This window comes from Amycolatopsis xylanica (assembly GCF_900107045.1).
In the GTDB taxonomy this organism is placed as follows: domain Bacteria; phylum Actinomycetota; class Actinomycetes; order Mycobacteriales; family Pseudonocardiaceae; genus Amycolatopsis; species Amycolatopsis xylanica.
On the sequence record NZ_FNON01000001.1, the window covers coordinates 1,010,223 to 1,036,294 of the forward strand.

General features: G+C 69.5%; 27 protein-coding genes. 24 read left to right on the forward strand and 3 right to left on the reverse strand.

Annotated features, from left to right (window positions below; translation table 11 throughout):
- The first annotated feature begins 3 nt into the window (after window positions 1-3).
- From pucL to alc, 14 genes are all read left to right on the forward strand, one after another.
- Complete coding sequence (pucL, locus tag BLV57_RS04420) at window positions 4-840, forward strand: factor-independent urate hydroxylase (RefSeq protein WP_091286851.1); 837 nt, start codon at window positions 4-6, stop codon at window positions 838-840.
- Window position 841: 1 nt separating this feature from the next.
- The gene (locus tag BLV57_RS04425; protein ID WP_091286854.1) at window positions 842-1,717 is read left to right on the forward strand and encodes an FAD binding domain-containing protein; all 876 of its coding nucleotides are present in this window, start codon (window positions 842-844) and stop codon (window positions 1,715-1,717) included.
- Complete coding sequence (locus tag BLV57_RS04430) at window positions 1,708-2,169, forward strand: (2Fe-2S)-binding protein (RefSeq protein ID WP_091286858.1); 462 nt, start codon at window positions 1,708-1,710, stop codon at window positions 2,167-2,169. The genes BLV57_RS04425 and BLV57_RS04430 overlap by 10 nt, the downstream gene beginning before the upstream one ends.
- Complete coding sequence (pucD, locus tag BLV57_RS04435) at window positions 2,166-4,466, forward strand: xanthine dehydrogenase subunit D (protein WP_091286862.1); 2,301 nt, start codon at window positions 2,166-2,168, stop codon at window positions 4,464-4,466. The genes BLV57_RS04430 and pucD overlap by 4 nt, the downstream gene beginning before the upstream one ends.
- Entirely contained in the window at window positions 4,463-4,936 is a 474-nt protein-coding gene (locus BLV57_RS04440) for a nucleoside deaminase (RefSeq protein WP_091286866.1), read from the forward strand. The genes pucD and BLV57_RS04440 overlap by 4 nt, the downstream gene beginning before the upstream one ends.
- A 113-nt stretch (window positions 4,937-5,049) precedes the next feature.
- The gene (locus BLV57_RS04445; protein ID WP_091286869.1) at window positions 5,050-6,489 is read left to right on the forward strand and encodes an NCS2 family permease; all 1,440 of its coding nucleotides are present in this window, start codon (window positions 5,050-5,052) and stop codon (window positions 6,487-6,489) included.
- Window positions 6,490-6,499: 10 nt separating this feature from the next.
- Window positions 6,500-7,543, forward strand: coding sequence for an XdhC family protein (locus tag BLV57_RS04450; RefSeq protein ID WP_091286873.1), 1,044 nt, complete (start codon window positions 6,500-6,502; stop codon window positions 7,541-7,543).
- An 83-nt stretch (window positions 7,544-7,626) separates the two neighbouring features.
- On the forward strand, window positions 7,627-8,007 hold the full coding sequence (locus BLV57_RS04455) for an allophanate hydrolase-related protein (RefSeq protein WP_091286876.1): 381 nt from the start codon (window positions 7,627-7,629) through the stop codon (window positions 8,005-8,007).
- Entirely contained in the window at window positions 8,004-8,786 is a 783-nt protein-coding gene (locus BLV57_RS04460) for a hydroxypyruvate isomerase family protein (protein WP_091286879.1), read from the forward strand. Before BLV57_RS04455 ends, BLV57_RS04460 begins: the two co-directional genes overlap by 4 nt.
- An 8-nt stretch (window positions 8,787-8,794) precedes the next feature.
- Window positions 8,795-9,676, forward strand: a complete 882-nt coding sequence (locus BLV57_RS04465; protein WP_091286881.1) for an NAD(P)-dependent oxidoreductase — start codon at window positions 8,795-8,797, stop codon at window positions 9,674-9,676.
- A 14-nt stretch (window positions 9,677-9,690) separates the two neighbouring features.
- Window positions 9,691-11,370: a glyoxylate carboligase gene (gene gcl, locus BLV57_RS04470; protein ID WP_425425959.1), complete on the forward strand. Its 1,680-nt coding sequence runs from the start codon at window positions 9,691-9,693 to the stop codon at window positions 11,368-11,370.
- Complete coding sequence (locus BLV57_RS04475) at window positions 11,367-12,470, forward strand: glycerate kinase (protein ID WP_091286887.1); 1,104 nt, start codon at window positions 11,367-11,369, stop codon at window positions 12,468-12,470. Before gcl ends, BLV57_RS04475 begins: the two co-directional genes overlap by 4 nt.
- Window positions 12,467-13,771, forward strand: a complete 1,305-nt coding sequence (gene allB / locus BLV57_RS04480) for an allantoinase AllB (protein WP_091286889.1) — start codon at window positions 12,467-12,469, stop codon at window positions 13,769-13,771. The genes BLV57_RS04475 and allB overlap by 4 nt, the downstream gene beginning before the upstream one ends.
- Complete coding sequence (gene alc, locus BLV57_RS04485) at window positions 13,768-14,886, forward strand: allantoicase (protein ID WP_091286891.1); 1,119 nt, start codon at window positions 13,768-13,770, stop codon at window positions 14,884-14,886. The genes allB and alc overlap by 4 nt, the downstream gene beginning before the upstream one ends.
- Before the next feature lie 60 nt (window positions 14,887-14,946).
- Here alc and BLV57_RS04490 read toward each other — a convergent pair whose 3' ends face one another.
- The gene (locus BLV57_RS04490) at window positions 14,947-15,504 is read right to left on the reverse strand and encodes a dihydrofolate reductase family protein (protein ID WP_091286893.1); all 558 of its coding nucleotides are present in this window, start codon (window positions 15,502-15,504) and stop codon (window positions 14,947-14,949) included.
- 153 nt (window positions 15,505-15,657) lie between these two features.
- Here BLV57_RS04490 and BLV57_RS04495 point away from each other — a divergent pair, with 153 nt between their 5' ends.
- From BLV57_RS04495 to BLV57_RS04510, 4 genes are all read left to right on the forward strand, one after another.
- On the forward strand, window positions 15,658-16,650 hold the full coding sequence (locus BLV57_RS04495) for an ArsR/SmtB family transcription factor (RefSeq protein WP_245757147.1): 993 nt from the start codon (window positions 15,658-15,660) through the stop codon (window positions 16,648-16,650).
- Window positions 16,651-16,692: 42 nt separating this feature from the next.
- Window positions 16,693-17,007: a hypothetical protein gene (locus BLV57_RS04500; RefSeq protein ID WP_091286895.1), complete on the forward strand. Its 315-nt coding sequence runs from the start codon at window positions 16,693-16,695 to the stop codon at window positions 17,005-17,007.
- Window positions 17,008-17,085: 78 nt separating this feature from the next.
- Window positions 17,086-17,460 carry a DUF4260 family protein gene (locus BLV57_RS04505; RefSeq protein ID WP_091286897.1) on the forward strand — a complete coding sequence of 125 codons (375 nt, stop codon included), beginning with the start codon at window positions 17,086-17,088 and terminating at the stop codon, window positions 17,458-17,460.
- Window positions 17,453-17,944 (forward strand): TetR/AcrR family transcriptional regulator, encoded by a 492-nt coding sequence (locus BLV57_RS04510; protein ID WP_091286899.1) that lies wholly within the window; start codon window positions 17,453-17,455, stop codon window positions 17,942-17,944. Before BLV57_RS04505 ends, BLV57_RS04510 begins: the two co-directional genes overlap by 8 nt.
- A gap of 10 nt (window positions 17,945-17,954) precedes the next feature.
- Here the strand turns inward: BLV57_RS04510 and BLV57_RS04515 are convergent, their stop codons facing one another.
- Window positions 17,955-18,530, reverse strand: coding sequence for an HhH-GPD-type base excision DNA repair protein (locus BLV57_RS04515; RefSeq protein ID WP_091286901.1), 576 nt, complete (start codon window positions 18,528-18,530; stop codon window positions 17,955-17,957).
- A 133-nt stretch (window positions 18,531-18,663) separates the two neighbouring features.
- On the opposite strand from BLV57_RS04515, the gene BLV57_RS04520 reads away from it, so the two are divergent.
- Window positions 18,664-19,239 carry a TIGR03086 family metal-binding protein gene (locus BLV57_RS04520; RefSeq protein ID WP_091286903.1) on the forward strand — a complete coding sequence of 192 codons (576 nt, stop codon included), beginning with the start codon at window positions 18,664-18,666 and terminating at the stop codon, window positions 19,237-19,239.
- A gap of 6 nt (window positions 19,240-19,245) precedes the next feature.
- Here the strand turns inward: BLV57_RS04520 and BLV57_RS04525 are convergent, their stop codons facing one another.
- Window positions 19,246-21,180 carry a sensor histidine kinase gene (locus BLV57_RS04525; protein ID WP_091286906.1) on the reverse strand — a complete coding sequence of 645 codons (1,935 nt, stop codon included), beginning with the start codon at window positions 21,178-21,180 and terminating at the stop codon, window positions 19,246-19,248.
- Window positions 21,181-22,882: 1,702 nt separating this feature from the next.
- Here BLV57_RS04525 and BLV57_RS04530 point away from each other — a divergent pair.
- From BLV57_RS04530 to BLV57_RS04550, 5 genes are all read left to right on the forward strand, one after another.
- Window positions 22,883-23,536 carry a response regulator transcription factor gene (locus tag BLV57_RS04530; RefSeq protein WP_176968491.1) on the forward strand — a complete coding sequence of 218 codons (654 nt, stop codon included), beginning with the start codon at window positions 22,883-22,885 and terminating at the stop codon, window positions 23,534-23,536.
- Window positions 23,537-23,589: 53 nt separating this feature from the next.
- Window positions 23,590-23,865: a hypothetical protein gene (locus BLV57_RS04535; RefSeq protein WP_091286911.1), complete on the forward strand. Its 276-nt coding sequence runs from the start codon at window positions 23,590-23,592 to the stop codon at window positions 23,863-23,865.
- Window positions 23,865-24,149: an isoprenoid biosynthesis enzyme family protein gene (locus BLV57_RS04540; RefSeq protein WP_091286913.1), complete on the forward strand. Its 285-nt coding sequence runs from the start codon at window positions 23,865-23,867 to the stop codon at window positions 24,147-24,149. Before BLV57_RS04535 ends, BLV57_RS04540 begins: the two co-directional genes overlap by 1 nt.
- A 16-nt stretch (window positions 24,150-24,165) precedes the next feature.
- Window positions 24,166-25,551, forward strand: a complete 1,386-nt coding sequence (locus BLV57_RS04545) for an FAD-dependent monooxygenase (RefSeq protein ID WP_091286915.1) — start codon at window positions 24,166-24,168, stop codon at window positions 25,549-25,551.
- A 124-nt stretch (window positions 25,552-25,675) separates the two neighbouring features.
- On the forward strand, window positions 25,676-26,071 hold the full coding sequence (locus tag BLV57_RS04550) for a hypothetical protein (protein ID WP_143046980.1): 396 nt from the start codon (window positions 25,676-25,678) through the stop codon (window positions 26,069-26,071).
- Window position 26,072: the final 1 nt, after the last annotated feature.

Genomic DNA, 26,072 nt, shown 5'->3' on the forward strand with positions numbered 1-26,072 from the left:
TCCATGGCGATCGTTCTCGGTGAGAACCAGTACGGCAAGGCCGAAAACCGCGTCGTGCGCATCGACCGTGGTCTTGATGATGACGAGGCTCACCGCATCACCGATCTCAACGTCAGCGTCGCGCTGTCCGGCGACATGGCCGACACGCACCTGACCGGCGCCAACGACAAGGTGCTGGCCACGGACACGCAGAAGAACACCGTCTTCGCGTTCGCCAGGGACGGCATCGGCGAGATCGAGGCGTACGGACTGCGCCTGGCCAGGCATTTCGTGGACTCGCAGGAGAGCATCCACCACTCGACCGTCAGCATCGAGAGTTACCCGTGGACGCGGCTGGGGCACCACTCGTTCTCCCGCTCCGGCGAGGGCACACGGACGGCCGTAGTTTCCTACGACGGCGTGAAAGCCCAGGTCACCGGCGGGATCAAGGACTTGACCGTGCTGAACTCGACCGGCTCGGAGTTCTGGGGCTTCCCGCGCGACCGGTACACGACGCTGGGGGAGACCACCGACCGGATTCTGGCCACCGCGGTGTCCGCGACCTGGCGATTCGCCGTCGAGGACACCGACTGGGCCAAGGTGTACGAGGCCGCCCGTGACAGCCTGCTGGAGGCGTTCGCCGACACGCACAGCCTGTCGCTGCAGCAGACGCTCTACGCCATGGGCACGCGAGTACTGGAGACCGTGCCCGAGCTGGACGAGGTCTCGCTTTCCCTGCCGAACAAGCACCACTTCCTCGTGGACCTCGAACCGTTCGGCCTCGACAACCCCGGTGAGGTCTTCTTCGCGGCCGACCGGCCGTACGGGCTCATCGAGGGCACTGTGCGGCGCGAGGCCTGACATGGACTTCCTGCGACCGACGACGCTCGCTGAAGCGCTGACCATGAAGTCGGAGAACCCCGGCGCGATCCCGATCGCCGGCGGCACCGACGTCATGGTGGAGATCAATTTCGACCACCGGCGCCCCGCCGCGCTGCTCGACCTCAACCGGGTCGCCGAGCTGTACGACCATTCCTTTGTGGACGGCCGGCTTCGTATCGGCGCCAACGTGCCGTACACGCGGATCATCGCGGAACTCGGGCACCGCCTGCCCGGGCTCGCGATGGCCGCGCGGACGGTCGGCTCGCCGCAGATCCGCAACCGGGGCAGTGTCGGCGGGAACCTGGGTGCCGCGTCGCCCGCCGGTGACTCGCATCCCGCGCTGCTGGCCGCCGAAGCCGAGGTGGAGCTCGCCTCGGCGCGGGGGACCCGCATCGTGGCCGCCCGCGACTTCTACCTGGGCGTCAAGCGGAACGTGCTGGAGCCGGACGAGCTGATCAGCGCGGTCTGGCTCGACCCGGCGACCGGGCCGCAGCAGTTCAGCAAGATCGGCACGCGCAATGCCATGGTCATCGCCGTGTGCGCGTTCGGGCTGGCACTGCATGCCGACCGCAAGCAGGTCGGCACCGGTATCGGCTCGGCCGCGCCGACGCCACGGCGCGCTGTCGACGCCGAGGAGTTCATCAACGGTGAGCTGGACGGTTTGTGGGAATCTCCGAGAGCCTTGAACGACTCGGTGAAACGCCGGTTCGGTGAGCTGGTCGCGCAGGCCGCGTCGCCGATCGACGACGTGCGTGGAAGCGCGGAGTATCGGAAGCACGCGCTGGCGGTCATCGCGAGGCGGACGCTGGGCTGGGCTTGGGACGAATATCGTGGAGGAGGTCGCAAATGCGCGTGAACGTCACCGTCAACGGCGAACATCGCCAGGCTGACAACGTCTGGGAAGGCGAGAGCCTGCTGTACCTGCTGCGTGAGCGGCTGGGCCTCCCCGGCTCGAAGAATGCCTGTGAACAGGGCGAATGTGGTTCCTGCACGGTCTACCTCGACGATGTCCCGGCCTGCGCCTGCCTGGTCGCGGCCGGTCAGGCCGAAGGCCGCGAGGTGCGCACGGTCGAGGGGCTCGCCGAGGGCGACCGGCTCGACCCGATCCAGGAGTCCTTTGTGGAATGCGGGGCCGTCCAATGTGGCTTCTGCACGCCCGGGCTGCTGATCCAGGCGCACGACCTGATCGAGCGGACCGGCACCCCGAGCGACGCCGAGATCCGCGAGGCGCTCGCCGGGAACCTGTGCCGCTGCACCGGCTACGAGAAGATCCTCGACGCGGTCCGGCTGGCGGCGAGCAAGCGATGAGCGCACCGGCGAGGTCATCCCAGGAGCTGAACGACACCATCGCGGGCGGGATCGGCGAGAGCCCGCTGCGCCCCGACGGCACGCTGAAGGTACGCGGCGAGTTCGCGTACTCCTCGGACCTGTGGCACGAGAACATGTTGTGGGGCGCGACTTTGCGCAGCCCGCATCCGCACGCGCTGATCACCCGGCTCGACGTCGCGCCCGCGCTGGCCGTGCCCGGAGTGCACGCCGTGCTGACCCATGAGGACGTGCCCGGCGAGAACGTCTACGGGCTGAAGTACCAGGACACGCCCGCGCTGGCGGTGGACCGGGTCCGGTTCCAGGGTGAGCCGGTCGCGATCCTCGCGGCCGATCACCCCGAGATCGCGCGGCAGGCGCTCAAGCGGATCGTGGTCGAGTACGAGGTGCTCGAGCCGATCACCGACCCTGAGCGCGCCGCGCACGACGAGACGTTGCCGCATCTGCACCCGGACGGGAACCTGGTGCGCTACCAGCGGATCCTCAAGGGTGACCCGGACGCGACGGCCGACGTCGTGGTGTCCGGCGTCTACGAGATCGGCATGCAGGACCAGGCGTTCCTCGGCCCGGAGTCCGGCCTCGCGGTGCCCGATGACGACGGCGGCGTCGACCTCTACCTGGCCACCCAGTGGCTGCACGTCGACCAGCGGCAGACGGCCAAGGCGCTCGGCCTGCCGCTGGAGAAGGTGCGGCTGACGCTGTCCGGCGTCGGCGGTGCGTTCGGCGGGCGTGAGGACCTGAGCATGCAGATCCACTCGTGCATGCTCGCGCTGCGCACCGGGCGTCCGGTCAAGATGGTCTACAACCGGCTGGAGTCGTTCTTCGGGCACGTGCACCGCCACCCGGCGAAGATGTATTACGAGCATGGCGCGACCAAGGACGGCAAGCTCGTCTACGTCCGCGCGAAGCTGTACTTCGACGGCGGCGCGTACGCGTCCAAGACGCCGGTCGTGGTCGGCAACGGCACGACGCTGAGCGTCGGCCCGTACAACGTGCCGAACGCGAAGATCGAGGGTTGGGGTGTTTACACGAACAACCCGACCTGTGGCGCGATGCGCGGGCTCGGCGCGGTCCAGCCGACGTACGCCTATGAGTCCCAAATGGACAAACTGGCCGCCGCCCTGGAGATGGACCCGGCCGACCTGCGGATCCTCAACGCGATGAGCGAGGGGTCGACGAACGTCACCGGCCAGCTGGTCGATTTCCCGGCGCCGGTGGGCGAACTGATCCAGCGGCTCAAGGACATGCCGCTGCCGCCGGAACGCACCGGGCCGGTCGACATCCGCGACCTGCCCGGCGGCGCGTCCAACACGACGCACGGCGAAGGCGTGGTGCGCGGGGTCGGCTATGGCGTGACCATCAAGAACATCTCGTACGCCGAGGGGCTCGACGACTACTCGACCGCGCGGGTGCGGCTGGAGGTCATCGGCGGCGAGGCGGTCGCGCTGGTGCACACCGCCGCGGCCGAGGTCGGCCAGGGCCTGGTCACGCTGCAGCAGCAGATCGCGCGGACCGAGCTCGGCGTGCAGCGGGTGACCGTGCATGTGGCGGACACGAGTGTCGGCGACGCGGGGTCCAGCTCGGCGTCGCGGCAGACCTACATCACCGGCGGCGCGGTCCGTAACGCCTGCCGTGCCGTGGCGGAGGCCGTGTTCGCTCGATTCGGTCGCTCCGATGTCACGCTGTCCGGCGGGAAGCTGGTGGCGGCGGACGGAGAAGCACTGGTCAGCCTGGTCGACGTGCTCGGCGACGAGGCCATCGAGGAGACCCGCGAGTACCACCACCGCAAGACCTACCCGCTGGATCCCGAGACCGGGCAGGGCGACGCGCACGTCCAATACGGCTTCTCGGCGCACCGGGCGGTCGTGGACGTCGACACCGAGCTGGGCCTGGTCAAGGTCGTCCAGCTGGACTGCGCGCAGGACGTCGGCAAGGCGATGAACCCCGACGCCGTCGTCGCGCAGATCCAGGGCGGCTCCGCGCAGGGCCTCGGCCTCGCGGTGATGGAGGAAATACTGGTCAGGGACGGGAAGGTGCGGAACCCGTCGTTCACGGACTACCTGATCCCGACCATCTTGGACATGCCGCCGATGCGGGTGGATGTGCTCGAACGAGCCGATCCGCACGCGCCGTACGGTGTTCGCGGCGTCGGTGAGCCCCCGACGATCAGCGCGACGCCGGCGATCGCCAACGCGATCCGTGCGGCCACCGGGCTCGAACTGCCCCGCGTGCCGGTACGACCCGAGCACATCACCTTCAGCCGTGGAGAGAAGAAATGAGCACCCAGGAAGAAGCCTGGCTGGCCGAAAGCGTCAAGCTGGCGACCTCGAACGTCGCCGCGGGCGGCGGGCCGTTCGGCGCGCTGATCGTCAAAGACGGCGAGGTGATCGCCACCGGCGTCAACCGGGTCACGCCGACGCTCGACCCGACCGCGCATGCGGAGGTGGTCGCGATCCGCGAGGCGTGCCAGAAGCTGCAGACGTTCAAGCTTGACGGCTGCGTGCTCGTTTCCTCCTGTGAGCCGTGCCCGATGTGCCTCAGCTCGGCGCTGTGGGCCCGGGTCGACCGGGTGATCTTCGCGGCCGACCGGCACGACGCGGCCAAGGCGGGTTTCGACGATCTCGCCTTCTACGAACTTTTCGACAAGCCACGCGAAACCTGGGACGTACCCGTGACCCGAGTGTCCAGTCAGGACGGTTTCGCGCCCTTCGCGGCCTGGCTCGATCAGCCTGACCGCATTGATTACTGAGTGATTTCCCGGTGCTGACCGGAGTACCGGAAAAACCTTAACCTCCCCCTCGATTGAAGCCCTGTGGAAATACAGGGCTTGGTCGAGCACACCCACCGGCAAGGGCAGGGCGCATGACTCAGCTTCAGGAACCAGTCACGAAGACCTCGGCTCCACCCCGTCGACCAGCTCTCGAGCGACTTTTCTCGATCTCGGCCCGCGGTTCCAGTGTTCCACGGGAAATACGCGGCGGCGTCACCACTTTCGTCGCCATGGCCTACATTGTTCTGCTCAATCCGCTCATTCTCGGCGCTTCGGCGGATATCACCGGCGCCAAATTGAGCATGGCCCAGATCACGACCGCGACCGCGCTGTCGGCCGCGGTGATGACCGTCCTCATGGGACTGATCGGCAACGCGCCGCTCGCCATGGCGGCCGGGCTCGGCATCAACGGCATCGTCGCGTTCCAGATGGCGCCGACGATGACCTGGGCGCAGGCGTTCGGGCTGGTCGTGCTCGAAGGCCTCTGCATCGTGGCGATGGCCGTCAGCGGGGTCCGCGAGCGGATCATGAACGCCATCCCGGCGCCGCTGAAGACGGCGATCACCGTCGGCATCGGCCTCTACATCGCGCTGGTCGGCCTGGTCAGCGCGGGGTTCGTGACCAGGAACCCGGACGCGGCGAACACCCCGGTGCCGGTGCGGCTCGGCATCGACGGGCATCTCGACGGCTGGCCGATCGCGGTCTTCTGCTTCGGGCTGCTGCTCATGGTCGTGCTGATCGCGCGGAAGGTGGCGGGCGCGGTGCTGATCAGCATCGGCGTGGCGACCGTGTTCGCGGTGATCCTGCACGACGGATTCGGGCTGGGGGAGTGGGGCCGCACCGAGCCCACGCTGCCGTCGCACCTGTTCGCGGCGCCGGACTTCGGGCTGGTCGGACACGTCGACCTGTTCGGCGGATTCGCCTCGGCCGGTGCGCTGACCGCGACGATCTTCCTGTTCACGCTGGTGCTTTCGGGCTTCTTCGACGCGATGGGCACTATCACGAGCGTCTCGGACGAGGCGGGGCTGTCGAAGTTCGGGAAGGTGCCCCGGATGGGCCGGATCCTGTTCGTCGACGGTGCGGGCGCCATCGCGGGCGGGGTCACCGGGGCGTCGCCGAACACGGTGTTCCTCGAGTCGGCCGCCGGGGTCGGCGAGGGCGCGCGTACCGGGCTGGCGAGCGTGGTCACCGGCGTGCTGTTCGCGGTGACGCTGCTGTTCACGCCGCTGGCCGGGGTGGTGCCGGCGCAGGCCGCGGCGCCCGCGCTGGTGGTGATCGGCGGGATGATGATGGCCCAGATCCGCAACATCCCCTGGCAGGAAACGGATTACACGATCCCGGTGTTCCTGACCGTGGCGCTCATCCCGTTCACCTACTCGATCACCAACGGCGTCGGCGCTGGCCTCATCGCGTTCGTGCTCATCAAGACCTGCAAGGGCCGCTGGCGCGAAGCCGGCTGGCTGCTGACCGTGCTGGCCGCCATCTTCGCGCTGTACTTCGGCGTCGACGGCCTCAAAGCCCTGATCACGTAAGGAGAATCCGATGCGGGACATCGCGGAGGAGTTACGCGGCTGGGACGAGCCGTTCGCGGTCGCGACCGTGGTCGCCGTGCGGGGCAGCGCGCCCCGCGAGGTAGGCGCCTCGATGGCGGTCCGTGCCGACGGCTCGGTCATCGGCAGCGTGTCCGGCGGCTGCGTCGAGGGCGCGGTCTACGAACTCGCCCAGCAGGTGCTGGCGACCGGCGTGCCGGTGCGCACCGAGTTCGGCTTCTCCGCCGATGACCCGTTCGCGGTCGGCTTGACCTGCGGCGGCTCGCTGGACGTCTTCGTCCAGCGAGCCGACCCCGCCATCCGCGCCGCGCTTGTTTCGGAAGAGCCGGTCGCCCTGGTCCGGGTACTGGGCGACGGCCCGTCCGCCGCGGTCTTCGCCGAGCGTCACGTCGGCGACGCATCCTTTGTGGACGAAGCCCGTTCGATGCTTTCCTCCGGCGCGACCGGCATCGTCCGCCTCGGCTCGCTGGAGGTCTTCATCGAGTCGTGGGTCGCGCCGCCGACGATGCTGATCTTCGGCGCGATCGACTTCGCGGCGGCACTGTCCTCTGTCGGCCGCTTCCTCGGCTACCACGTGGTCGTCTGCGACGCCCGCCCGACCTTCGCGACCCCCGCCCGCTTCCCCGACGCAGACGAGGTCGTCGTCGACTGGCCCCACCGCTACCTCGCCCGCACGGCGACCGACGCGCGCACGGTCATCTGCGTCCTCACCCACGACCCGAAGTTCGACATCCCCGTGCTCACCGACGCCCTCCGCCGCGACGTCGCATACGTCGGCGCCCTCGGCTCCCGCCGCACCCACACCGACCGCCTCCACCGCCTCCGCGCCGAAGGCCTCATCCCAGCCGAACTCACCCGCCTCCGCTCACCCATCGGCCTCGACCTAGGCGCCCGCACCCCTCCCGAAACCGCCATCTCCATCGCAGCCGAGCTCATCGCCCTCCACCGAGGCGGCACCACCACCCCCCTGTCCACCTCCACCGGCCCCATCCACCACGACGAAGCCCGAAAGTGGCTTTCGTCAGGTCTCATCTGACGAAAGTGGCTTTCGGGTCATCGCATCTGACGAAAGTCACTTTCGGGGTATCAAGACCATTGTCTGTCCACAAAGGAGAATTCGTGGCACTGATGTTCCTTAACGGGGGCGCCATGCGTGGCGAGCCGTTGCACCACCTGCTCGGCGGCGCGGAGCTGGTGGCCGAGACCACGACCGCCGCGAAGTACCGGTTCTATTCGGTCGGTGACCAGTGCCCGGCGTTGTTCCCCGTGGCGCACGGCGGCGCCGAGATCGCGGGCGAGGTCTACGACATCCCGATGGACACGTTGCGGGACAGGGTATTGCCGTCCGAGCCGCACGAGCTGGAGCTCGGCGTGATCGAGCTGGCCGACGGCAGCTCGGTGTTCGCGATGCTGCTGCGCCGGGCGTACACCTCGCACGTCCAGCTGCGAGACATCACCGAGATCGGGAACTGGCGCAAGTACCGGGGGAGTGTGGCATGACCAAATACGACATCAACCTGTCCATTCTGTTCACGGAGCTGCCGCTCTTGGAACGCCCGGAGGCCGCGAAGAAGGCCGGGTTCGACGCCGTCGAGTTCTGGTGGCCGTTCGACACCGCGGTCCCCAGCGACGCCCAGGTCGACCAGTTCGTGCGGGCGATCGAAGATGCCGGCGTCCAGCTCGTCGGGCTCAACTTCGCGGCCGGCGACATGGCCGGTGGCGATCGCGGGCTTGTGTCGTGGCCTGAGCGATCGTCAGAGTTCCGCGAGAACATCCCGATCGCGCTCAGCATCGGAGACAGGCTTGGTTGCCGCGCGTATAACGCCCTATACGGCAACCGTCTAGAGGGTAAATCCACGGAACAACAAGACGAAACCGGCATCGAGAACCTGGCCTTGGCCGCGTACGTCGCGCGCCAGCAGGGCGCGGTCGTGCTGGTGGAGCCGATCAGCGGCGCGCCGAGGTATCCGCTGCTCACCGCGGCCGACGCGCTCGCCACCATCGATCGGGCGGGAGCGCCGAACCTGCGCTTGCTGGCCGATCTGTACCACCTCACCGTGAACGGCGACGACCTCGACGCGGTCATCGCCGAGCACACCGGCCGGATCGGCCATGTGCAGATCGCGGACGCGCCCGGCCGCAACGAGCCGGGCACCGGGGCCATCGACCTCGACGGCTATCTCGGAAAGCTCGCCGCCAACGGTTACGACGGCTTCGTCGGCTTGGAGTACAAGCCGAGCGGAGCGAGTGCCGACAGTTTCAAATGGCTTGACCTGTAAGGAGAACAATGCGTACCGCCGGATTCATCGGCCTCGGCATCATGGGCTTGCCGATGGCCAGCAACCTCGTCAAAGCCGGCTTCGAAGTCACCGGGTTCGACCTCAGTGCCGACTCGGTGGCCAAGTTCGCCGCCGCGGGCGGCAAGCCCGCCGGCTCCGTCGCCGAAGCGATCGACGGCGCCGAGCTCGTGATCACCATGCTGCCCGCCGACCCGCACGTCGAAGCCGTCACCGCGACGATCTTCGAGACCATCAAGCCGGGCACACTGCTCATCGACTTCAGCACGATCAAGCCGCAGACCTCACAGCAGGTGGCCAAGAAGGGCGCCGAGAAGAACGTCCGCGTGCTCGACGCCCCCGTCTCGGGTGGCGAAGCGGGCGCGATCAACGCCGTACTGTCCATTATGGTCGGTGGCGAGCAAGCGGACTTCGACGCGGCCAAGCCGGTCTTCGACGCCGTCGGCAAGGTCGCCGCGCTGGTCGGGCCGAGTGGCGCGGGGCAGTTCGTCAAGGCAGCCAATCAGCTCGTCGTCGGCGGCACGTACGCCCTTGTGGCAGAAGCGATCCTGCTAATGGAAGCGTCCGGAGTGGACGCGAAGGCCGGGCTCGACGTGCTCGCGGGTGGACTCGCCGCGAGCCGCATTTTGGAACTCAAGCGCGAATCGATGCTGGCCAGGAACTTCAAGCCGGGCTTCCGCATCGACCTGCATCACAAGGACATGGGCATCGTGCTCGACGCCGCCCGCCAGGCCGAGGTCTCGCTGCCATTCGGCGGCCAGGTCGCGGCGTACATCCAGGCCGCCAGGGCACAGGGCATGGGCGACCTGGACCACTCGGCACTGCTGGCGGTGCTCGAGAAGCAGTCCGGACGAGGGGAGAACCGATCATGACCAGGATTCCGGCGATGGAAGCGGTCGTCGAGGTGCTCAAGTCGGAGGGCGTCGACACCGCGTTCGGCTGCCCCGGCGCGGCGATCCTCCCGCTGTACAAGGCGATGGAGGTGCGCGGCGGCATCGAGCACCTGACCGTCCGCCACGAAGAGGGCGCGACGCACATGGCCGACGGCTGGGCGCGCACCAACGGCAAGGTCGGCGTCGCCATCGGCACTTCGGGCCCGGCGGGCACGAACATGATCACCGGGCTGTACACGGCGATGGCCGACTCGATCCCGATCATCTGCATCACCGGCCAGGCCGCGTTTTCGAAGCTGCACACCGAAGCCTTCCAGGCAGTGGACATTGTGGACATCGCGAAGCCGGTCACCAAGTGGGCTGTCCAGATCAAGGAGGCCGCGACCGCGCCGTGGATCTTCCGCGAGGCGTTCCGCATCGCCCGGTCCGGACGGCCTGGCCCGGTGCTGATCGACATCCCGGTCGACGTCGCGCAGCAGCTCATCGAGTACGACGCCGCGATCGACGCCCCGCTGCCGGTCGAGGTCGTGCACCCGCACCAGCCGAGGGTCGAGCGTGCGCTGGATCTGTTGCTGGCAGCGGAAAAGCCGCTGCTGCTCGCTGGTGGTGGCGTGATCATCGCCGAGGCCGCCGACGAGCTGCGCGCGCTGGCCGAGTACCTGAACATCCCGGTCCAGGTGACGCTGATGGGCAAGGGCGCGATCGACGAGGACAGCCCGCTGTTCGCCGGGATCACCGGCGTGCAGACCTCGCAGCGGTACGGCAACGCGTCCTTTTTGGAGTCCGACACCGTGCTCGCGGTCGGCGCGCGGTTCGGCGACCGGCACACGGGCGCGCTCGACGTCTACCGCGGTGAGCGGAAGTTCATCCACGTCGACATCGAGCCGACGCAGCTCGGCAAGGTGTTCCCGCCGGACCTCGGCATCGTTTCGGACGCGAGGCTGTTCCTCCAGGCGCTGCTGAAGACGGCCCGTGAAAGGAACGCGGGCCGTGAGGCAGGGGAGTGGGTCGCCAGGATCGCCGAGCTCAAGGCGACGCTCGGCCGCCGCGAGGACTTCGACTCCACGCCGATCAAGGCGCCGCGCGTGTACAAGGAGATCAACGAGATCTTCGACGAGGACACGTATTTCGTGACCGCGATCGGGCTGTACCAGATCTGGGGCGGGCAGCACCAGAAGGCGTACAAGCCACGCCGCTACCAGATCTGCGGGCAGGCTGGGCCGCTCGGCTGGGAGATCCCGGCCGCGATCGGCGTGAAGAAGGCAGCGCCGGGCGCCGAGGTGGTCGGGATCGTCGGTGACTACGGGTTCCAGTACCTGGTCGAAGAGCTGGCGGTGGCGGCGCAGTACAACGTGCCGTTCGTGCTGATCATGATCAACAACGAGTATCTCGGGCTGATCCGGCAGGCGTCGATCCCGTACGACATGAACTACCAGGTCGACATCCACTACGACGACTACGGCACGGACAACGTCAAGATCATGGAGGCGTACGGCTGCGCCGGGCGTCGCGTGGTGGATCCCGCGGACATCCGCGAGACGATCGAGTGGGCGCGCAAGGAGGCGGTGGCGACGTCGCGGCCGGTGCTGGTCGAGGTGATGATCGAGCGTGAGGCGAACACGCCGCACGGTCCGGCGATCAACGCCGTGAAGGAGTTCGAGCCGCTCCCATGAGTCATGTGCTGGTCGCCCCCGACAAGTTCAAGGGGTCGTTGACGGCGGTCGAGGTGGCCGCGGCGGTCGCCGACGGGCTCGCCGCGGCGGCCCCGGGCGTGCCGGTCCGGGTGCTGCCGGTGGCGGACGGGGGCGAGGGCACGGTCGACGCCGCCGTCGCGGCCGGGTTCCGTCGGGTGCGAACGCTGGTCACGGGCCCGACCGGGCAGCGGCTCACCGCGTCCTACGCGCGGCGGGGTGGCACGGCGGTCGTCGAGCTGGCCGAAGCGTCCGGCCTGCATCGGCTTCCCGGTGGGCTCGCGCCGTTGACGGCGTCGAGTTTCGGCACCGGTGAGCTGATCGGGGCGGCGGTGCGGGCCGGGTGCAAGCGGGTCGTCCTCGGTGTCGGCGGCAGCGCGTCCACGGACGGCGGCGCCGGCTTGCTGGCGGCGTTGGGCGCGCGGCTGTTCGACGCCGACGGCGCACCGCTCGCACCCGGTGGCGCGGCACTGCGGCGCCTCGCGCGGGTCGATCTGTCCGGTTTGGACTCACGCTTGTCCGAAGTGGATTTCGAGCTGGCGAGCGATGTGGACAACACGTTGCTCGGCACGCACGGTGCGGCCGCGGTGTACGGGCCGCAGAAGGGCGCCACCGCCGAGGACGTCGAGGTCCTCGAGGACGGGCTCACCCGGTGGGCGATGGCGGTGGATCCGCAGGTCGCGGGCCGGCCCGGTGCCGGTGCGGCCGGTGGTGCCGGGTTCGCGGCGATGGCGGTGCTGGGCGCGCGGATGCGTCCCGGGATCGCGCTGCTGCTGGACTTGCTCGGGTTCCCTGACGCGGTCCGCGGAGCGCGGCTGGTGATCACGGGCGAGGGCTCGCTCGACGAGCAGACGTTGCGGGGCAAGGCGCCCGCCGGGGTCGCGCTGGCGGCCGGAGTGCCGGTGGTGGCGGTCGCGGGACGGTCGCTGCTGTCGGCCGCGCAGCTGCGGGAGGCGGGGATTTCGGCGGTGTACCCACTGTCCGATTTGGAGCCGGACCCGACCCGCTCGATGGTCAACGCCGGTGACCTGCTCCGGCGGTGCGCGGCACGGGTGGCCCACGATTTCCTGGAGGCACGGTGACCTACGACCTGGTGGTGCGCTCGGAGCGGGTGGTCACGCCCGACGGCGAACGCCCAGCCGCGGTGTGTGTCCGCAATGGACGGATCGCGGCGGTGTTCGGGCGAGACGTACGCGTGGAGACGAGCCGCGACGAGGATTTCGGCGACCTCGCGGTGCTACCCGGCCTGGTCGACTCCCATGTGCACGTGAACGAGCCGGGCCGGACGGAGTGGGAGGGGTTCGCGACCGCGACGGCGGCCGCCGCGGCGGGTGGGGTCACCACGATCATCGACATGCCGTTGAACAGCCTGCCGCCGACGGTCACGGTCGGCGCGCTCACCGAGAAGCGCCAAGCCGCTCGAGGACAGTGCGTGGTGGACGTGGGCTTCTGGGGTGGCGCGATCCCGGGCAATGTGGCCGACCTGAAGCCGTTGCACGACGCCGGCGTGTTCGGGTTCAAGAGCTTCCTGTCACCGTCCGGTGTGGACGAATTCCCGCACCTGTCGTGGTCCGAACTCGACAAGGCCCTCGCCGAGATCAAGGCTTTCGACGGCTTGCTGATCGTGCACGCGGAAGACCCAGCCGAACTCGGTGAGTCCGGACCGTCCTATGAGGACTTCCTGGCCTCGCGGCCGGATCGGGCGGAGGAGCGGGCGATCGACGGCCTGCTCAGCCGTGCCGACGGGGCGCGCGTGCACATCCTGCACGTGTCGTCGGCGACCGCGCTGGGCCGGATCGCCGCGGCGAGAGCGGCCGGTGTGCGGGTGAGCGCCGAGACCTGCCCGCACTACCTGACGTTGGCCGCCGAGGAGATCCCCGACGGCGCGACGGAGTTCAAGTGCTGCCCGCCGATCCGGGGCTCGGTCAACCGCGACCGGCTCTGGCAGGGCTTGGCCGACGGGATACTCGACTGCGTGGTTTCAGACCACTCACCGTCCACACCGGACTTGAAGCGAGGCGGCTTCGGGGAGGCCTGGGGCGGAGTGTCCTCACTCCAGCTCGGCCTGCCCGCGATGTGGACGGCCGCGCGAGCGCGGGGGCACCGGCTGACCGACGTGGTCCGCTGGATGGCCGCTGCGCCCGCGAACCTCACCGGGCTCGCGCACAAGGGCCGGATCGCGGTCGGCGCCGACGCCGACCTGGTCGTCTTCGATCCGGACGCGGAGTTCACCGTGGACCCCGGCGGCCTCCGGCAACGGCATCCGGTGACCCCGTACGCGGGCGCGCGGTTGCGTGGCGTGGTCGAGCGCGTGTGGCTGCGCGGCCGGGAGATCGACGGGGAGCCGAGTGGCGAACTGCTGACCAGAGAAAGGGAATCATGAAGTTCACCGCACTGCCCGACCTGGCGTCCCGCCCGCACGGCGGCACCGTGATGGCGGCCAGCGACGACTATTTCGCGGCCAAGGAGAACCTGATCAAGGCCGAGGCGCCGGTGTTCAGGCCGCACACGTTCACCGAGAAAGGCCAGGAGTACGACGGCTGGGAGACCCGCCGCCGCTTCGGCCGCTCGGAGGGCAACGACTGGGCGTTGCTGCGGCTCGGCGCGCCGGGCGTGGTGCGCGGGGTGAACGTCGACACGGCGTTCTTCCTGGGCAACTACCCGGAGAAGGTGCGGATCGAGGCGACCGGCGTCGAGGGCTACCCGAGCGTGGCCGAGCTGGAGACGGCCGAGTGGTTCGAGCTGGTACCGCCGCGGGCGTTGAGCGGCGGCCAGGACAATCTGTTCACTGTGGACAGTGAGCAGCGTGTGACCCACCTGCGCGTGCACATGCTGCCGGACGGCGGTATCGCCCGGCTGCGGGTGCACGGCGAGGTCGTCCCGGACCCGCGTGACCTCGACGGCGTCCCGTTCGACCTGGTCGCGACGCTGAGCGGGGGCACCGTGGTCGGCTGCAGCGACAGTTTCTTCTCGCCGCCGGCGAACATGCTGCAGCCGGGGGAGTCGCGGTTCATGGCCGACGGCTGGGAGACCGCGCGCCGCCGCGACGACGGCCACGACTGGGCGATCGTGCGCCTGGCCTGCCAGGCGGTGCCGTCGGTCGCGGAGTTCGCGACCACGCACTACCGCGGCAACCCGCCGGACCGGGTGGCGTTGTCCGGCATCGACGCGACCACGTCTTCGCTCAACCACGACGACGCCTGGTTCCCGCTGCTGCCGGAGACGAAGCTGCAGGCGGACACCACCCACCGGTTCCGGCTGACGTCCGGCCGCCCGGTCACCCACGTCCGCGTGGAGAACCACCCCGACGGCGGCATCGGCCGCTTCCGGCTCTACGGTTCGCCGACCGCGGCGGCCCGCGACGAGCTGGCGCTGCGCTGGTTCAACCTGCTCCCCGAAGCGCAGGCCATCGCGGTGCTCACGGCCGCGGGCGCCTCACTCGCCGCGGCCAAGGCCGCCGCGACCGCGCGCCCGGCGACCGTCCCGCCCCAGCTCTGAGGTAGTCCGGGATAAAGCGGGCTTTATATCGGGGGAAAGCACCCCGGGATAAAGCCCGCTTTATCCCGACCGCTGGTAGCGGAGCAGGACCACGCCGTTGGCGAAGGGCCGGGTTTCGACGAGGTCGAGGTCGAGGCGGTGACCGCTGAACAGCGGTTTCCCCTGCCCGAGCACCACCGGATGCACGTAGATCCGGTATTCGTCGATCAGGCCGAGTTCGCGGAAGGTCGCCGCGAGGTCGGCGCCGCCGAGCGCGAGGTCGCCGCCGGGCCGGGACTTGAGGTCCAGGATGTCGTCGACCACGACCTCGCGGGCGACGGTGGCGTTCCAGTCGGCGCGGTGCAGCGTGCGCGAGAAGACGATCTTGGGCATTTTCCGCCAGATGCGGGCGAACTCGGCGATCGGCTCGGTCGCCGAGGGGTCCCGGTCGGCGGTGGGCCAGTAGGCCGCCATGAGCTCGTAGGTCCGGCGGCCGTCGAGGAAGGCGCCCATCGCGCCGAGCTCGGTGTTGAAATGGCGGTGCAGGTCGTCGTCCACGCGATGCCAGTCGAGCTCCCGGCGCGGCCCTTCGAAAAACCCGTCGACGGACACCGACATCTGCAGGATGATCTTGCGCACTGCGCTGCTTCCTCCCCGGATCGCGTCGCGACGACCTTAACCAACTGCGGATTCTGTCGTGTGACGAGCCCGTTGTTGATTTTGACAGCGGCGTGCCAGCGACTTGGCATCACCGTCCGGCACCATGTGGTCACAGCGACCTCTGGGGGGCCGATGCTGAAGATCCACTTCACCGGGCAGGACCTGACCCGGATCCGGGTGCTGGACGCGCCCGACCCACTCTGGGAGACCATGCTGAGCCTGCATCTGCTGCAGGATCGGGCGGTGAACCCGCTGTTCAGCCACTGGCAGCGGGAGACGAGAGCGGGCTTGGACAGATCTTCGGGCATGCTGGCGACCCTTGCTCCGCCGATCGGATATTCGGCCGACTTCCTGACGCCCGGCGCCGGGTTCACCGACATCGAGTCCGGGATCGACGCGGTGCTCGAGACCCCGAAGGCGCGCCTGCGCGAGGAGACCGCCCTGCTGGCCCAAGCCCGTCCGCTGTCATCGTGGAACGGCGACCTCGCCGACGCGCGCCCGCCGGCACTGCGCCAGCTCGGCACCGCGATGCGGCGGTACTTCGACGGCGCGCTGGCGCCGCACTGGGCGTCGATCAAGAACGCGATCGGCTCGGACGCGGCCGCCCGTGGCCGAGCGCTGCTCGGCGGCGGTGTCGAACGGCTGCTGTCGACGCTGAACCCGGGCATCCGCTGGCGCTCGCCGGTGCTTGAAGTCGACTATCCGGTCGAGCAGGAGATGCACCTCGAGGGCCGCGGCCTGACCCTGGTGCCGTCGTTCTTCTGCTGGCGCACCCCGGTGACACTGCTGGACCCGAGCCTGCCGCCGGTGCTGGCCTACCCGGTGGGGCGGTCGTTCGGCTGGGAAGCGCCGATCGTGACGCGGTCGCTGGAGAACCTGCTCGGCCGGACCAGGGCCTCGGTGCTGTGCGCGATCGGCGCGGCCACGTTGATCAGCACCAACGACCTCGCGAAGGCGCTCGGCATCTCGGCGGCGGGCGCGAGCCAGCACGCGACCGTGCTGCGGGAGGCCGGGGTCATCGGGACCGAGCGGCGCAGCGGGGCCGCGCTGCATTCGGTCACCGAGCTGGGGAGCGCGCTGCTGTCATCGCCCAGCGCCGAGCTGGGCAACCGGGAGGTGTGCTGACTACACTGTTCCGCCTCTTCCGGACTCGACGGGAGGCGCGCCGTGGTCACCCGTGTTCTCGTGACGGTGCTCGTGCTTGTCTTCGCCGTGCTCGGCGTCATGGTGACGCCGGGCGGTGCGTTGACCGGCTGGGTCATGGCGGGGCTGGCGGCCGGTGTCTTGGTTTGGCAAGCCCCAGCCCGAGTTCAGCGCATGATCAAGGTGAGGGCGCCCGTCGTCGGGGCCGCGGTGTTCGTCGGCGGCCTGGTGATCATGGGGATGGCGGCGGTGCTGGGCGCCGCCGTGACGGTCTGGCTGCTGGTGCTGGCGGCGTTAGCGGTCGCCGTGAGCTTCCGCCTGCGCGGTCGGATCCACTAGTTCACGTTGAAACTAGCCGGTTCGCGGCTAACGGTGTTAGCCTTGGGCTAACACTGTTAGCCAACGCCGGAGGTCCCCATGTCCCTCGCTGTCACGTCCGCTCGGGTGGGATGGGCCGCGCTGGCGGCGTTCCTGCTGGCCTTCATCGGGCTCGAAGTCGCCAACCACGGCGGCGCGGCGCTGGTCGCGGCGCTCGTGTTCCTGATCGCGCCGGACCTGACGATGGCCATCGGCGTGGGTGGCGGCGGCAAGCTGGCACCGAAAGCCGTGCCCTACTACAACTTCGCGCACCGGCCATGGATCCCGCTCGCCGTACTGGTCGGCTACAGCGCCGGCGGGCTGGGGGAGTGGGTGCCGCTGTTCACGGCGGCGCTGGGCTGGCTGGCGCACATCGCGGTGGACCGGGCGTTCGGCTGCGGACTGCGCGAGCGTGACGGGAGCCGGCGTGCCTGAGCGATCCGCGCAGATCGTCGCCGCGGCACGCGCTCTGGTCGACGAGGGAGGCGCCGCGGCGCTGACCATGCGGGCGCTCGGGGAACGGCTCGGCATCCGCGCCCCGTCCCTCTACAAGCACTTCCCGGACAAAGGCGCGGTCGAGGCGGAGGTCATCACGGTGGCCATGCGCGAGCTGACGGCCGTGCTGGAACGAGCCGATTCCCTGGCCGAGCTCGCGGCGGCCTATCGCGCCTACGCGCTCGCGCATCCGCATCTCTACCGCCTGATGAACTCCGGCCCGCTGCCTCGCCACCTGCTGCCGCCGGGAGTCGAGGACGCGACCGCGCTGCCACTGATGCGTGTCGTCGGCGGCGACATGGACCGGGCGCGCGCCGTCTGGGCGTTCGCGCACGGCATGGTGATCCTCGAGCTCGACGGTCGTTTCCCACCCGATGCAGACCTTGACGGCGCCTGGCGGGCGGGCCTGGCAGCGTTGTCGTGAGCGCGTGGGTTCAGGCGGGTTTCGCGGCGGCTTTGGCTGCCTTCTTGAAAGCGCGGACTTCGGCGAGGGTCTCGGGGCTGGTCACGTCGGCGATCGAGCGCCGGGATCCGTCCTCACCGTAGGCGCCCGCCGCCTCGCGCCAGCCTTCGGGCTGGACACCGAGTTGCTTGCCCAGCAGTGCGACCAAAATGCGGGCTTTCTGATCGCCGTAGCCAGGCAATGCTTTCACCCGTCGGAGTACTTCCTTGCCGTCCGGCTTGCCCTGCTTCCAGATCTTGTCGGTCTTGCCGCCGTAGTTCTCCAGCACGTGATGCGCGAGCGCGTGGACACGGCGGGCCATCGAGCCGCCGTAGCGGTGGATGGCGGGCGGCGTCACGCACAGCTCGACGAACGCCTCGACGTCGGACTCGGCGATCTTGGTGATGCTGAAGCCGTCCATCCGGTCCGCGATCTTCCGCGGGCCCGCGAAGGCGTGCTCCATCGGGAACTGCTGGTCGAGCAGAAGTCCGACGAGCAGGGCGAACGGGTCCTCGGACAGGATCTTGTCGGCTGCGGCGTCGCCGGTCAGTCGGAGCTTCTTCGGCATCGTGGTCTTCCGTGTCGGCGCGGGGGGCGTGGATGGGGACATCTTCCCATCCGGGTGGGTTCGGCGCGAAGCGCGCGGAACTTGTCGGTGTGGCGTGCCACGATGGCTGGACCGATCGACAAGGGGAGGAACGATGATCGACCTGGGGCCTACGGCCCAGCGGATGGCCGAGTTGCTGGCAGGCGTCAAAGACGACCAGCTCGGCCTGCCGACGCCGTGCCCGGACTACACGCTCGGCGACCTGATCGACCACATCGACGGGCTGACGCTGGCCTTCACTTTCGCCGCCACCAAGGAAAAACTGCCCGTGGACGGGGACCCGCCGCTGGGTGACGGGTCCCGGCTCGGCGAGGACTGGCGCGAGCGGATCGACGGCAGGCTCACCGCGCTGGCCGCGGCGTGGCGGGTCGAGTCGGCGTGGCAGGGGATGACCACGGCGGGCGGTTTCGATCTGCCCGGTGAGATCGCGGGCATCATCGCGCTCGACGAGCTGGTGATCCACGGCTGGGACGTCGCCCGCGCGGCGGATCTGCCGTACGAACCCGGAGCCGCGGAGGTGGCCGCGTGCGCCGGATTCCTCGCCCCGTCGGCCGAAGACCGCAAGGCAGGCGATGCCTTCGGCCCGGTGGTGCCGGTCCCCGATGACGCCTCCGAGGTCGATCGGCTCATCGGTCTCTCCGGCCGTGACCCTGGCTGGTGCGCCGTGTAGCCCGGGTCAGGCCACGTCGGCCGGGACTCGCAACGGGAGCCGGGCGTGGACGCGAGTGCCGCCTTCGGCCAGGCGCGCGACGGTGCAGTCGCCGCCGAGTTCGGTGGCGCGCTGGCGCATCGAGTCGATGCCGACCCCGTGTGAGGGCCGGTCGGGCAGTCCGATCCCGTCGTCGGTCACGGTCAGCACGAGGTCGTCGTCGCGGGTGATCTCGACCTGGCAATGCCGGGCGTGCGCGTGCCGCATGACGTTGGCCAGCGCCTCGCAGACGATCCGGTACGCCGCCACCTCGACGGCGGCGGGCAGGTCGGCCAGCGGTGAGGGCGCGTCGAAGCTGATCCTGACCTCGTCGGCGTCGAGCCTGCTGCTGAGCATGTCCGTGTGCTCGCGGATGGCCGCGATGAGGTCGAGCTCGTCGAGCGCGGAGGGCCGCAGGTTCGAGGCGACCCGGCGCACCTCGGCGATCGCGCCCTTGAGCTCCTCGCCGAGTTCGTCGATCAGCTCGCCCGCCGCTTTCGGGTCCTGCTCGATCCACTTGCGAGCGATCGGCAGGCCGAGCGAGACCGCGGCGAGCGTCGGGCCGAGGCCGTCGTGCAGGTCGTTGCGCAGCCGCCTGCGCTCCTCCTCGCGGGCGGAGACCAGGCGTTCACGGGCGGCCTGCAGCTGCGAGGACAACACGGTCGCGCGGAAGGCGATCCCGAGCGGCACGGCGAGCACCTCGAGCACCCGCGCGTCTTCGGGGTCGAGCTGTTCCTGCCCTGGCCGGACGCCGAGCACGAGTTCGGTGTCCCCGGAGCCGGTCAGCGGCACCACTTCCATCGCGGTGAACGCGCGCCCAGAAGTGGCGGCCTCCCTGCCGTCGAGCAGGAAAGCGGCGTAGGGCAGGCGAAGCGCGTCGCGGATGGTGGCGAGCAGGCCTTCGAGCGAGTCGGTCTCGGTGCCGAGCTTGGTGCCGAACCGGTTGAGCGCGCGCACCGGATCGTCACGGATGCCGTAGACCCAGCGATCGATGATCTGCTGGAGCCACACCCTGGCCGGGTTGAACACCACGGCGACGCCGACGGTCACCACGGCCGCGCTGCCCCAGCCGAACTCCTGGTGCAGCAGCAGCCCGAGCAGCAGCACCGCGCCGGCGTGCACGCAGATGATCGCCGCGGACAGCACCAGGTACAGCAGCGCGCGCGAGATGACCAGCCGGATGTCGAGCAGCTGGTACCGCAGGATGGCGACGGTGATGGCGATCGGCTGCAGCACGACCAGCAGCTGGACCGCGTCCGCCGCCACCCCGAACAGGCTCCACGGCACGAACCCGGCGACCGCCAGGATCAGCCACAGCATCTGCCGCCGCAGCTTCTCGTCGCCGCGCTGGTACCGCTTGACCATCGCGATCAGGCCGGGCAGCAGCAACAGGACGATGCTGACCAGTTCGATCTTGCCCCGCAACGGCAGCATCGGCGCGAACGCGGGCACGGCCGAGTACCCCGAACCCGCGCTGACCGGATAAGTGCCGGTGTCCGTCGCCGTCCACGCGACGAACAAGACGCCATAGACCGCGGTCGCGACGGTCACCTTCCGCCAAGCCCGGCTCGGCAGCTCACCATCCGGGAACAGCAGCAACGCCAACGGGATGCAAACCCCCAGCGCCCAAGGCCACGAACAATGCGCGACGGTGTCCAGCGAACGCAGCAACGGCACGGGCCACTCGACCCCCACCCCGAACGCCAGTGCCGAGACGGCCACCGCGGTCGTCGCGTGCGCGAACCCGCCCGCCAAGATCAGCCACCCGATCGGATTCCGCGGCCGCTGCGTCGCCAGCAGCACCCCGCACCCGAGAAAAGCCAGCCCCAGCACCCCGTCGGTCACCACGAAAGACCCAAAGGCGACAGTCCACCCCAGCCCGCTGGCGATCCACAACCCCGCCGCGCCGAGCAGCTCGGCCACCCCGATCGTGAAGACCAGCCATCCCGCCGGACCACGCTTCCCGGCTGAGTCGCGCTCGATGGGTCAGCACCCCTTCCACCGGCAGCCCCGAAATGATCTTGAATCAGCGAAGCCTACCGGGCCCAAGTGTCCACGACGCGCCCCGCGCGGAGGACGTGCAGAGCACGTTCTCCCCAGTTCGGACCCCGTCTTCGACGCTCAATGTATCTGGGGCCGCCCACCGGGCTCTTCTACAGTGCCTCCGACCTGATCGCAGTTGGGTTCGGTGACGCAACACCCCGGGCGGGGTCGCAGCCGACAGCGACCCCGCCCGGACTCGTTCCCGCCCCACCGCGGCCCATTCGCTCCAGCCTCGCCCACCCCGGCCTCGCCGGGGCCGCCTCACCTGCCAGGCCTGGCCGCCTCCGGCCGATCGCCCACACACCGACTCCAGGCCGGCGCCCCGCCTCCCACCGTCCGCGACCGAGTTCCGGGCTCGCGTCCCGACCGCTCAGGTTCGCTTTCCGACTGCTCAGGCACGCGCGCCGACCGCTCAGGCGCACGGCCGACTCGCCGGGCACACGCGCCGACTCGCCGGGCACGCTTGCGCCCGCTTCCCAGGCGCGCACGACCGCCCGGGGTCTGCGCCCAGACCGCCAAGCAAGCGTCTCGAGTGCTTACGTGCCACGCCGACTCTCCAAGCGAGCGCCGACCGGCCAGGTATGCGTCCGGATCGGCCAGGCGCTCTTGCCGACTCCCCGGGCACGTGTCCCGACCGCTCGGGTTCGCACGCCGGCCGGATGGGCACGCACCCATTCATCGAGGCGCATGGCGCCGCTTCGCACCCGCCGCCTGCGCGATGGTTTCCGCTCGGCTAACCCGCGTCCATGCGGCATTGGGGCGCGAAACTCATCGGGCTCGGGGGTGGCACTCGTCGACCTGGGGTGGAACGCGAGGCTCGAATGCAGGCCTGGCGAGGTACCACCTAGGTGTGTGGACTCGCCAGGCCCAGGTGTGAGGTGCGAGGTGCCCGACTGGGCGGCACGGGGTGCCCAAGTGCGGGACACGTGGTGCCTGGGTGTGGGACTCGGGCATGGGAGGCTCGGAGCGTTGGGAGGGTGGCGTGTCGACCATTCGGGTCGGCCGTGTCCCACGTTCCCGTAGGTCGTGTCCCGCGCTCCGGTTGGGCGTGTTCCGCGCTGCGGCACCTTGTTGTGGGTTCGGCATTCCATGTGGAGCAGGGCCGACTCGGCGTTCCTGAACGGACGACACGCGTACTCAGCCGGACGACACGCGTACCTGGATGGACGACACGCGTGCATGAACGGACGACACGAAGGCAAGGACGTGTGCGCGAGCGGCGAAGATGCGTATGGGAGCGGCAAAGACGTGGGTGGGAGTGCGAGTACGTGGGTGGGCGGAACGGCGGAGCTGCCTGAAGTGTTCCGCGGGAACTGATCGTCTGGGAAAGGGTTGACAATTGTGGGGCCGGTCGAGGGCGGCGTTCGCACAACTTATTGGGTTGTTTGCGTGGTCGTGAGAATCGACCTATGCTCGAGTCATCTGGTGGCCACGGGCGTGGCGTGCACATCTGGGGATGGAGCCGATCGGCTGCGCGGTGGGGACCGCGTATCTGATAGGCGTGCGTGCCGTCGCGGCGTGATCTGCCGCCGCTGGGGTAGTTACCTAACTGTTCCTGGGGGAACGAATGGTGCGAATTTTGGTGTCCGAGAGCGACCCTGCAGAGTCGCTGCGGACCGTTCACGCGCTGCGTGGCCGGGGTTTCGACGTGTGCGCCGCCGCCGACGCGCCGTCGGCGGTCGTGAAGGCGCCGATGGCTGATCTGGTGGTGCTCGATATTTCCACTGTGGACGGTTTCGAGCTGTGGCGGCGGATCCGGGCGAAGAGCCGGGCGCCGATCATCGGGACCACCCGGCGGGACGAAGACCGGGACCGGGTGCTCGGGCTGTGTGAAGAAGCCGACTCCTGCCTGGTCAAGCCGTATCCAGACAGCGAATTCCTGGCACGGGTCGATGAGGTTTTGCGGGCGGGCCGCCAGGCTGTCGCCAGGATCGAGCGCGGGCCGCTGGTGATCGACTCGCGGTCGCGCGAGGTGCGTCTCGACGGCAGGCTCGTTGTGTTGACACGCAAGGAGTTCGACCTGCTCCGGCTGCTAGCGTCCGATCCGGAGCGGGTGTTCACGCGGCGCGAGATCATGTATCTCGTGTGGGGCGACGCGTGGGCGCAGTCGAACCGGACCATCGACACGCACGTCAACAGCCTGCGCAAGAAGCTGCGCCGCCGGTCGCTCATCGTGACCGTGCACGGCGTCGGCCTGCGCCTGGGCCTGCTCGGCGAAGCCCAAGCGGCCAGCTGACAACGAATCGGCAGTACCCCTTTCTTTGTGCTGCCCGCAATTCCGGCGGGGCAGTGGACCAAGCGGTCACCCTGATCAATGTCTTCACCGTGCCACCCGAGGAGTCCGCGCTTTTCCTGGAAAGGTGGAACGACAACGCCGAGTCGCGGTTCACGTCTTTCCCGGCGACCCGCTCTGGCTTGGGGTACGACATGCCCGAAGCGAAGATGGTCGCGCTGGTCAGCGGTTCGAGCCGGGGGATCGGCGCCGCGACCGCCCGTGAGCCGGCCGCGCGCGGCTACCAAACCAGCTGGGAACAGGCCGGATCAGCAGTTCACCGCGTGCGCTGATGGCCTTCGAGGCGAAGCTCGCCAGTGAACACCTCGAGCAGGGCCGGGCTTGGCCTGGCAAGCTGCATCGCACCTCGCGGACCTTCGTCGAAGGGGAGCTGGTGGCCAACGAGATGCGCCTCGAAGAAATGGAGAAGAGCGGCTTCGAGCATCTCAGCCCGCGTTTCAAGCCCAGCACGTCCGTCAAGGCGGGCGTGCTGAAGCGGACCTTCGGCGATATCGCGCGGGCGATCCGCATCAACCGCACCACTCAGCACGACCGCGTGCCGCACCCGGTGCGCTGAAGTCGAAGGGGTAGCCATGGACAAGACCGTTGTCGTCGTCGGCGCCGGGCCCGTCGGGCTGATGCTCGCGGGCGAACTGCGCCTGGCCGGGGTGGACGTCGTCGTGCTGGAACGCCGGTACACGCCCACCGGCGAGTCACGCGGGCTCGGCTTCACCGCGCGTGCCACCGAGGTGTTCGCCCAGCGTGGCCTGCTGGAGCGCTTCGGCACGGTGGAAACCAGCAGGCAGGGCCATTTCGGGGGCATCCCGATGGACTACGGCGTGCTCGAAGGCGCGCATTTCGGCGCGCGCGGCATCCCGCAGCACCGGATCGAGCAGGTGCTCGAGGAGTGGGTCACCGAGCTGGGCGCGACCGTGCTGCGCGGCCACGAACTGATCGGCCTGCAGGACACCGAGGAGCGGGTGTTCGCGCTGGTCGACGGGCCGGACGGGCGCTCGGAGCTGCGCGCGGCCTACCTGGTCGGGTGCGACGGCGGCCGCAGCGCCGTCCGGCGGCTCGCCGGGTTCGACTTCCCCGGCACCGAGGCCACCAGGGAGATGTACCTGGCCGACGTGGCTGGCCGGAACATCCGGCCCCGGTTCATCGGCGAGCGGGTGCCGGAGGGCATGGTCATGTCGGCGCCGCTCGGCGACGGTGTCGACCGGATCATCGTCTGCCCGCGCGGCGTCCCGCACACCGACCGGGTGGTGGGCTTCGACGAGGTCGCCGACTGGTGGGAGAAGCTGACCGGCGAGAGCCTGCACGGCGCCGACGTACGCTGGGTCAGCGCGTTCACCGATGCGACCAGGCAGGTGACCGAATACCGCCGGGGCCGGGTGCTGCTCGCGGGCGACGCCGCGCACATCCACCTGCCCGCCGGCGGCCAGGGGCTGAGCCTCGGTGTGCAGGACGCGGCCAACCTCGGCTGGAAACTCGCCGCGACGGTCAACGGCCATGCGCCGGACGGCCTGCTCGACACCTACCACGCGGAACGCCATCCCGTCGGCGCGCGCGTGCTCCGCAACACCCTCGCCCAGGGCATGCTCTTCCTCAACGGCGAGGAGGTCGACCCGCTGCGCTCGGTCATGGCCGAGCTCATCGCGATCCCGGACGTCGCACGCCACCTGGCCGGCATGGTCAGCGGGTTCGACGTCCGCTACGGCGACAGCGCGCACCCGCTCGTCGGCATGCGCATGCCGGACGTCGCGCTCAGCGACGGCCGCACGGTCGCGCAGCTGCTCACTCCCGGCCGCGGTGTGCTGATCGGCGCCGAGCTGACCGGCTGGGAAGGCCGCGTGGACGTCACCGCCGCCACGGCCGAAGGCTTCGGCGCGGTACTGCTCCGCCCGGACGGCTATGTCGCCTGGGCCGGGGGTGCGGGCCTGACCGAGGCCCTACATCAATGGTTCGGGCCCCAGTGATCTCAAGGAGAAGAGCGCGGTGGGCTTCATGAGGTGGTGTGGGCATGCCCTGGGCGCGATCTGGGCAAGGGCTCTGCGACCGTCGGTTCCGTTCACTGGAAGCTGTGAAAACAGGGAGGAATCGATGAATCAACGACGATTCATGACGGGGATCGCGGTCGCGGCCACGGTCGCCGCCGGTGCGGTCGCCGCACCGGCGGCCGCGTCGGCGAGCCCGGCCGCTGAAGACGGCCAGGTGAGCATCCAGTCGCAGTTCGAGTGCGGGATTGTCAGCTGCAGCTATGTTTTCACGCGGAGCATGACGAACTTCATCGCGGACAACGGCGGGCTCGCGTCCACTGTGGCCTGTGGGAAGATCCCGCCGCCCGGCACTTATGCCTGCGGGGTCGGCTTCGTGGTGGTGATCGCGACGTCCAAGATCGCGAAGTCCAAGAACAGCTGCACCAAGTTCAATTTCGCGAAGGTCGCTCCCTATCCCACGTGGACGTCAGTCGACGGTGGCTCGCGCTGCAAGAGCTGAT

Bases quoted from the DNA above. Each gene is read 5' to 3' on its own strand.
- pucL (WP_091286851.1), top strand. From the start codon at position 4: ATGGCGATCGTTCTCGGTGAGAACCAGTACGGCAAGGCCGAAAACCGC.
- BLV57_RS04425 (WP_091286854.1), top strand. From the start codon at position 842: ATGGACTTCCTGCGACCGACGACGCTCGCTGAAGCGCTGACCATGAAG.
- BLV57_RS04430 (WP_091286858.1), top strand. From the start codon at position 1,708: ATGCGCGTGAACGTCACCGTCAACGGCGAACATCGCCAGGCTGACAAC.
- pucD (WP_091286862.1), top strand. From the start codon at position 2,166: ATGAGCGCACCGGCGAGGTCATCCCAGGAGCTGAACGACACCATCGCG.
- BLV57_RS04440 (WP_091286866.1), top strand. From the start codon at position 4,463: ATGAGCACCCAGGAAGAAGCCTGGCTGGCCGAAAGCGTCAAGCTGGCG.
- BLV57_RS04445 (WP_091286869.1), top strand. From the start codon at position 5,050: ATGACTCAGCTTCAGGAACCAGTCACGAAGACCTCGGCTCCACCCCGT.
- BLV57_RS04450 (WP_091286873.1), top strand. From the start codon at position 6,500: ATGCGGGACATCGCGGAGGAGTTACGCGGCTGGGACGAGCCGTTCGCG.
- BLV57_RS04460 (WP_091286879.1), top strand. From the start codon at position 8,004: ATGACCAAATACGACATCAACCTGTCCATTCTGTTCACGGAGCTGCCG.
- BLV57_RS04465 (WP_091286881.1), top strand. From the start codon at position 8,795: ATGCGTACCGCCGGATTCATCGGCCTCGGCATCATGGGCTTGCCGATG.
- gcl (WP_425425959.1), top strand. From the start codon at position 9,691: ATGGAAGCGGTCGTCGAGGTGCTCAAGTCGGAGGGCGTCGACACCGCG.
- BLV57_RS04475 (WP_091286887.1), top strand. From the start codon at position 11,367: ATGAGTCATGTGCTGGTCGCCCCCGACAAGTTCAAGGGGTCGTTGACG.
- alc (WP_091286891.1), top strand. From the start codon at position 13,768: ATGAAGTTCACCGCACTGCCCGACCTGGCGTCCCGCCCGCACGGCGGC.
- BLV57_RS04495 (WP_245757147.1), top strand. From the start codon at position 15,658: ATGCTGAAGATCCACTTCACCGGGCAGGACCTGACCCGGATCCGGGTG.
- BLV57_RS04505 (WP_091286897.1), top strand. From the start codon at position 17,086: ATGTCCCTCGCTGTCACGTCCGCTCGGGTGGGATGGGCCGCGCTGGCG.
- BLV57_RS04515 (WP_091286901.1), bottom strand. From the start codon at position 18,530: ATGCCGAAGAAGCTCCGACTGACCGGCGACGCCGCAGCCGACAAGATC.
- BLV57_RS04520 (WP_091286903.1), top strand. From the start codon at position 18,664: ATGATCGACCTGGGGCCTACGGCCCAGCGGATGGCCGAGTTGCTGGCA.
- BLV57_RS04540 (WP_091286913.1), top strand. From the start codon at position 23,865: ATGGCCTTCGAGGCGAAGCTCGCCAGTGAACACCTCGAGCAGGGCCGG.
- BLV57_RS04545 (WP_091286915.1), top strand. From the start codon at position 24,166: ATGGACAAGACCGTTGTCGTCGTCGGCGCCGGGCCCGTCGGGCTGATG.
- BLV57_RS04550 (WP_143046980.1), top strand. From the start codon at position 25,676: ATGAATCAACGACGATTCATGACGGGGATCGCGGTCGCGGCCACGGTC.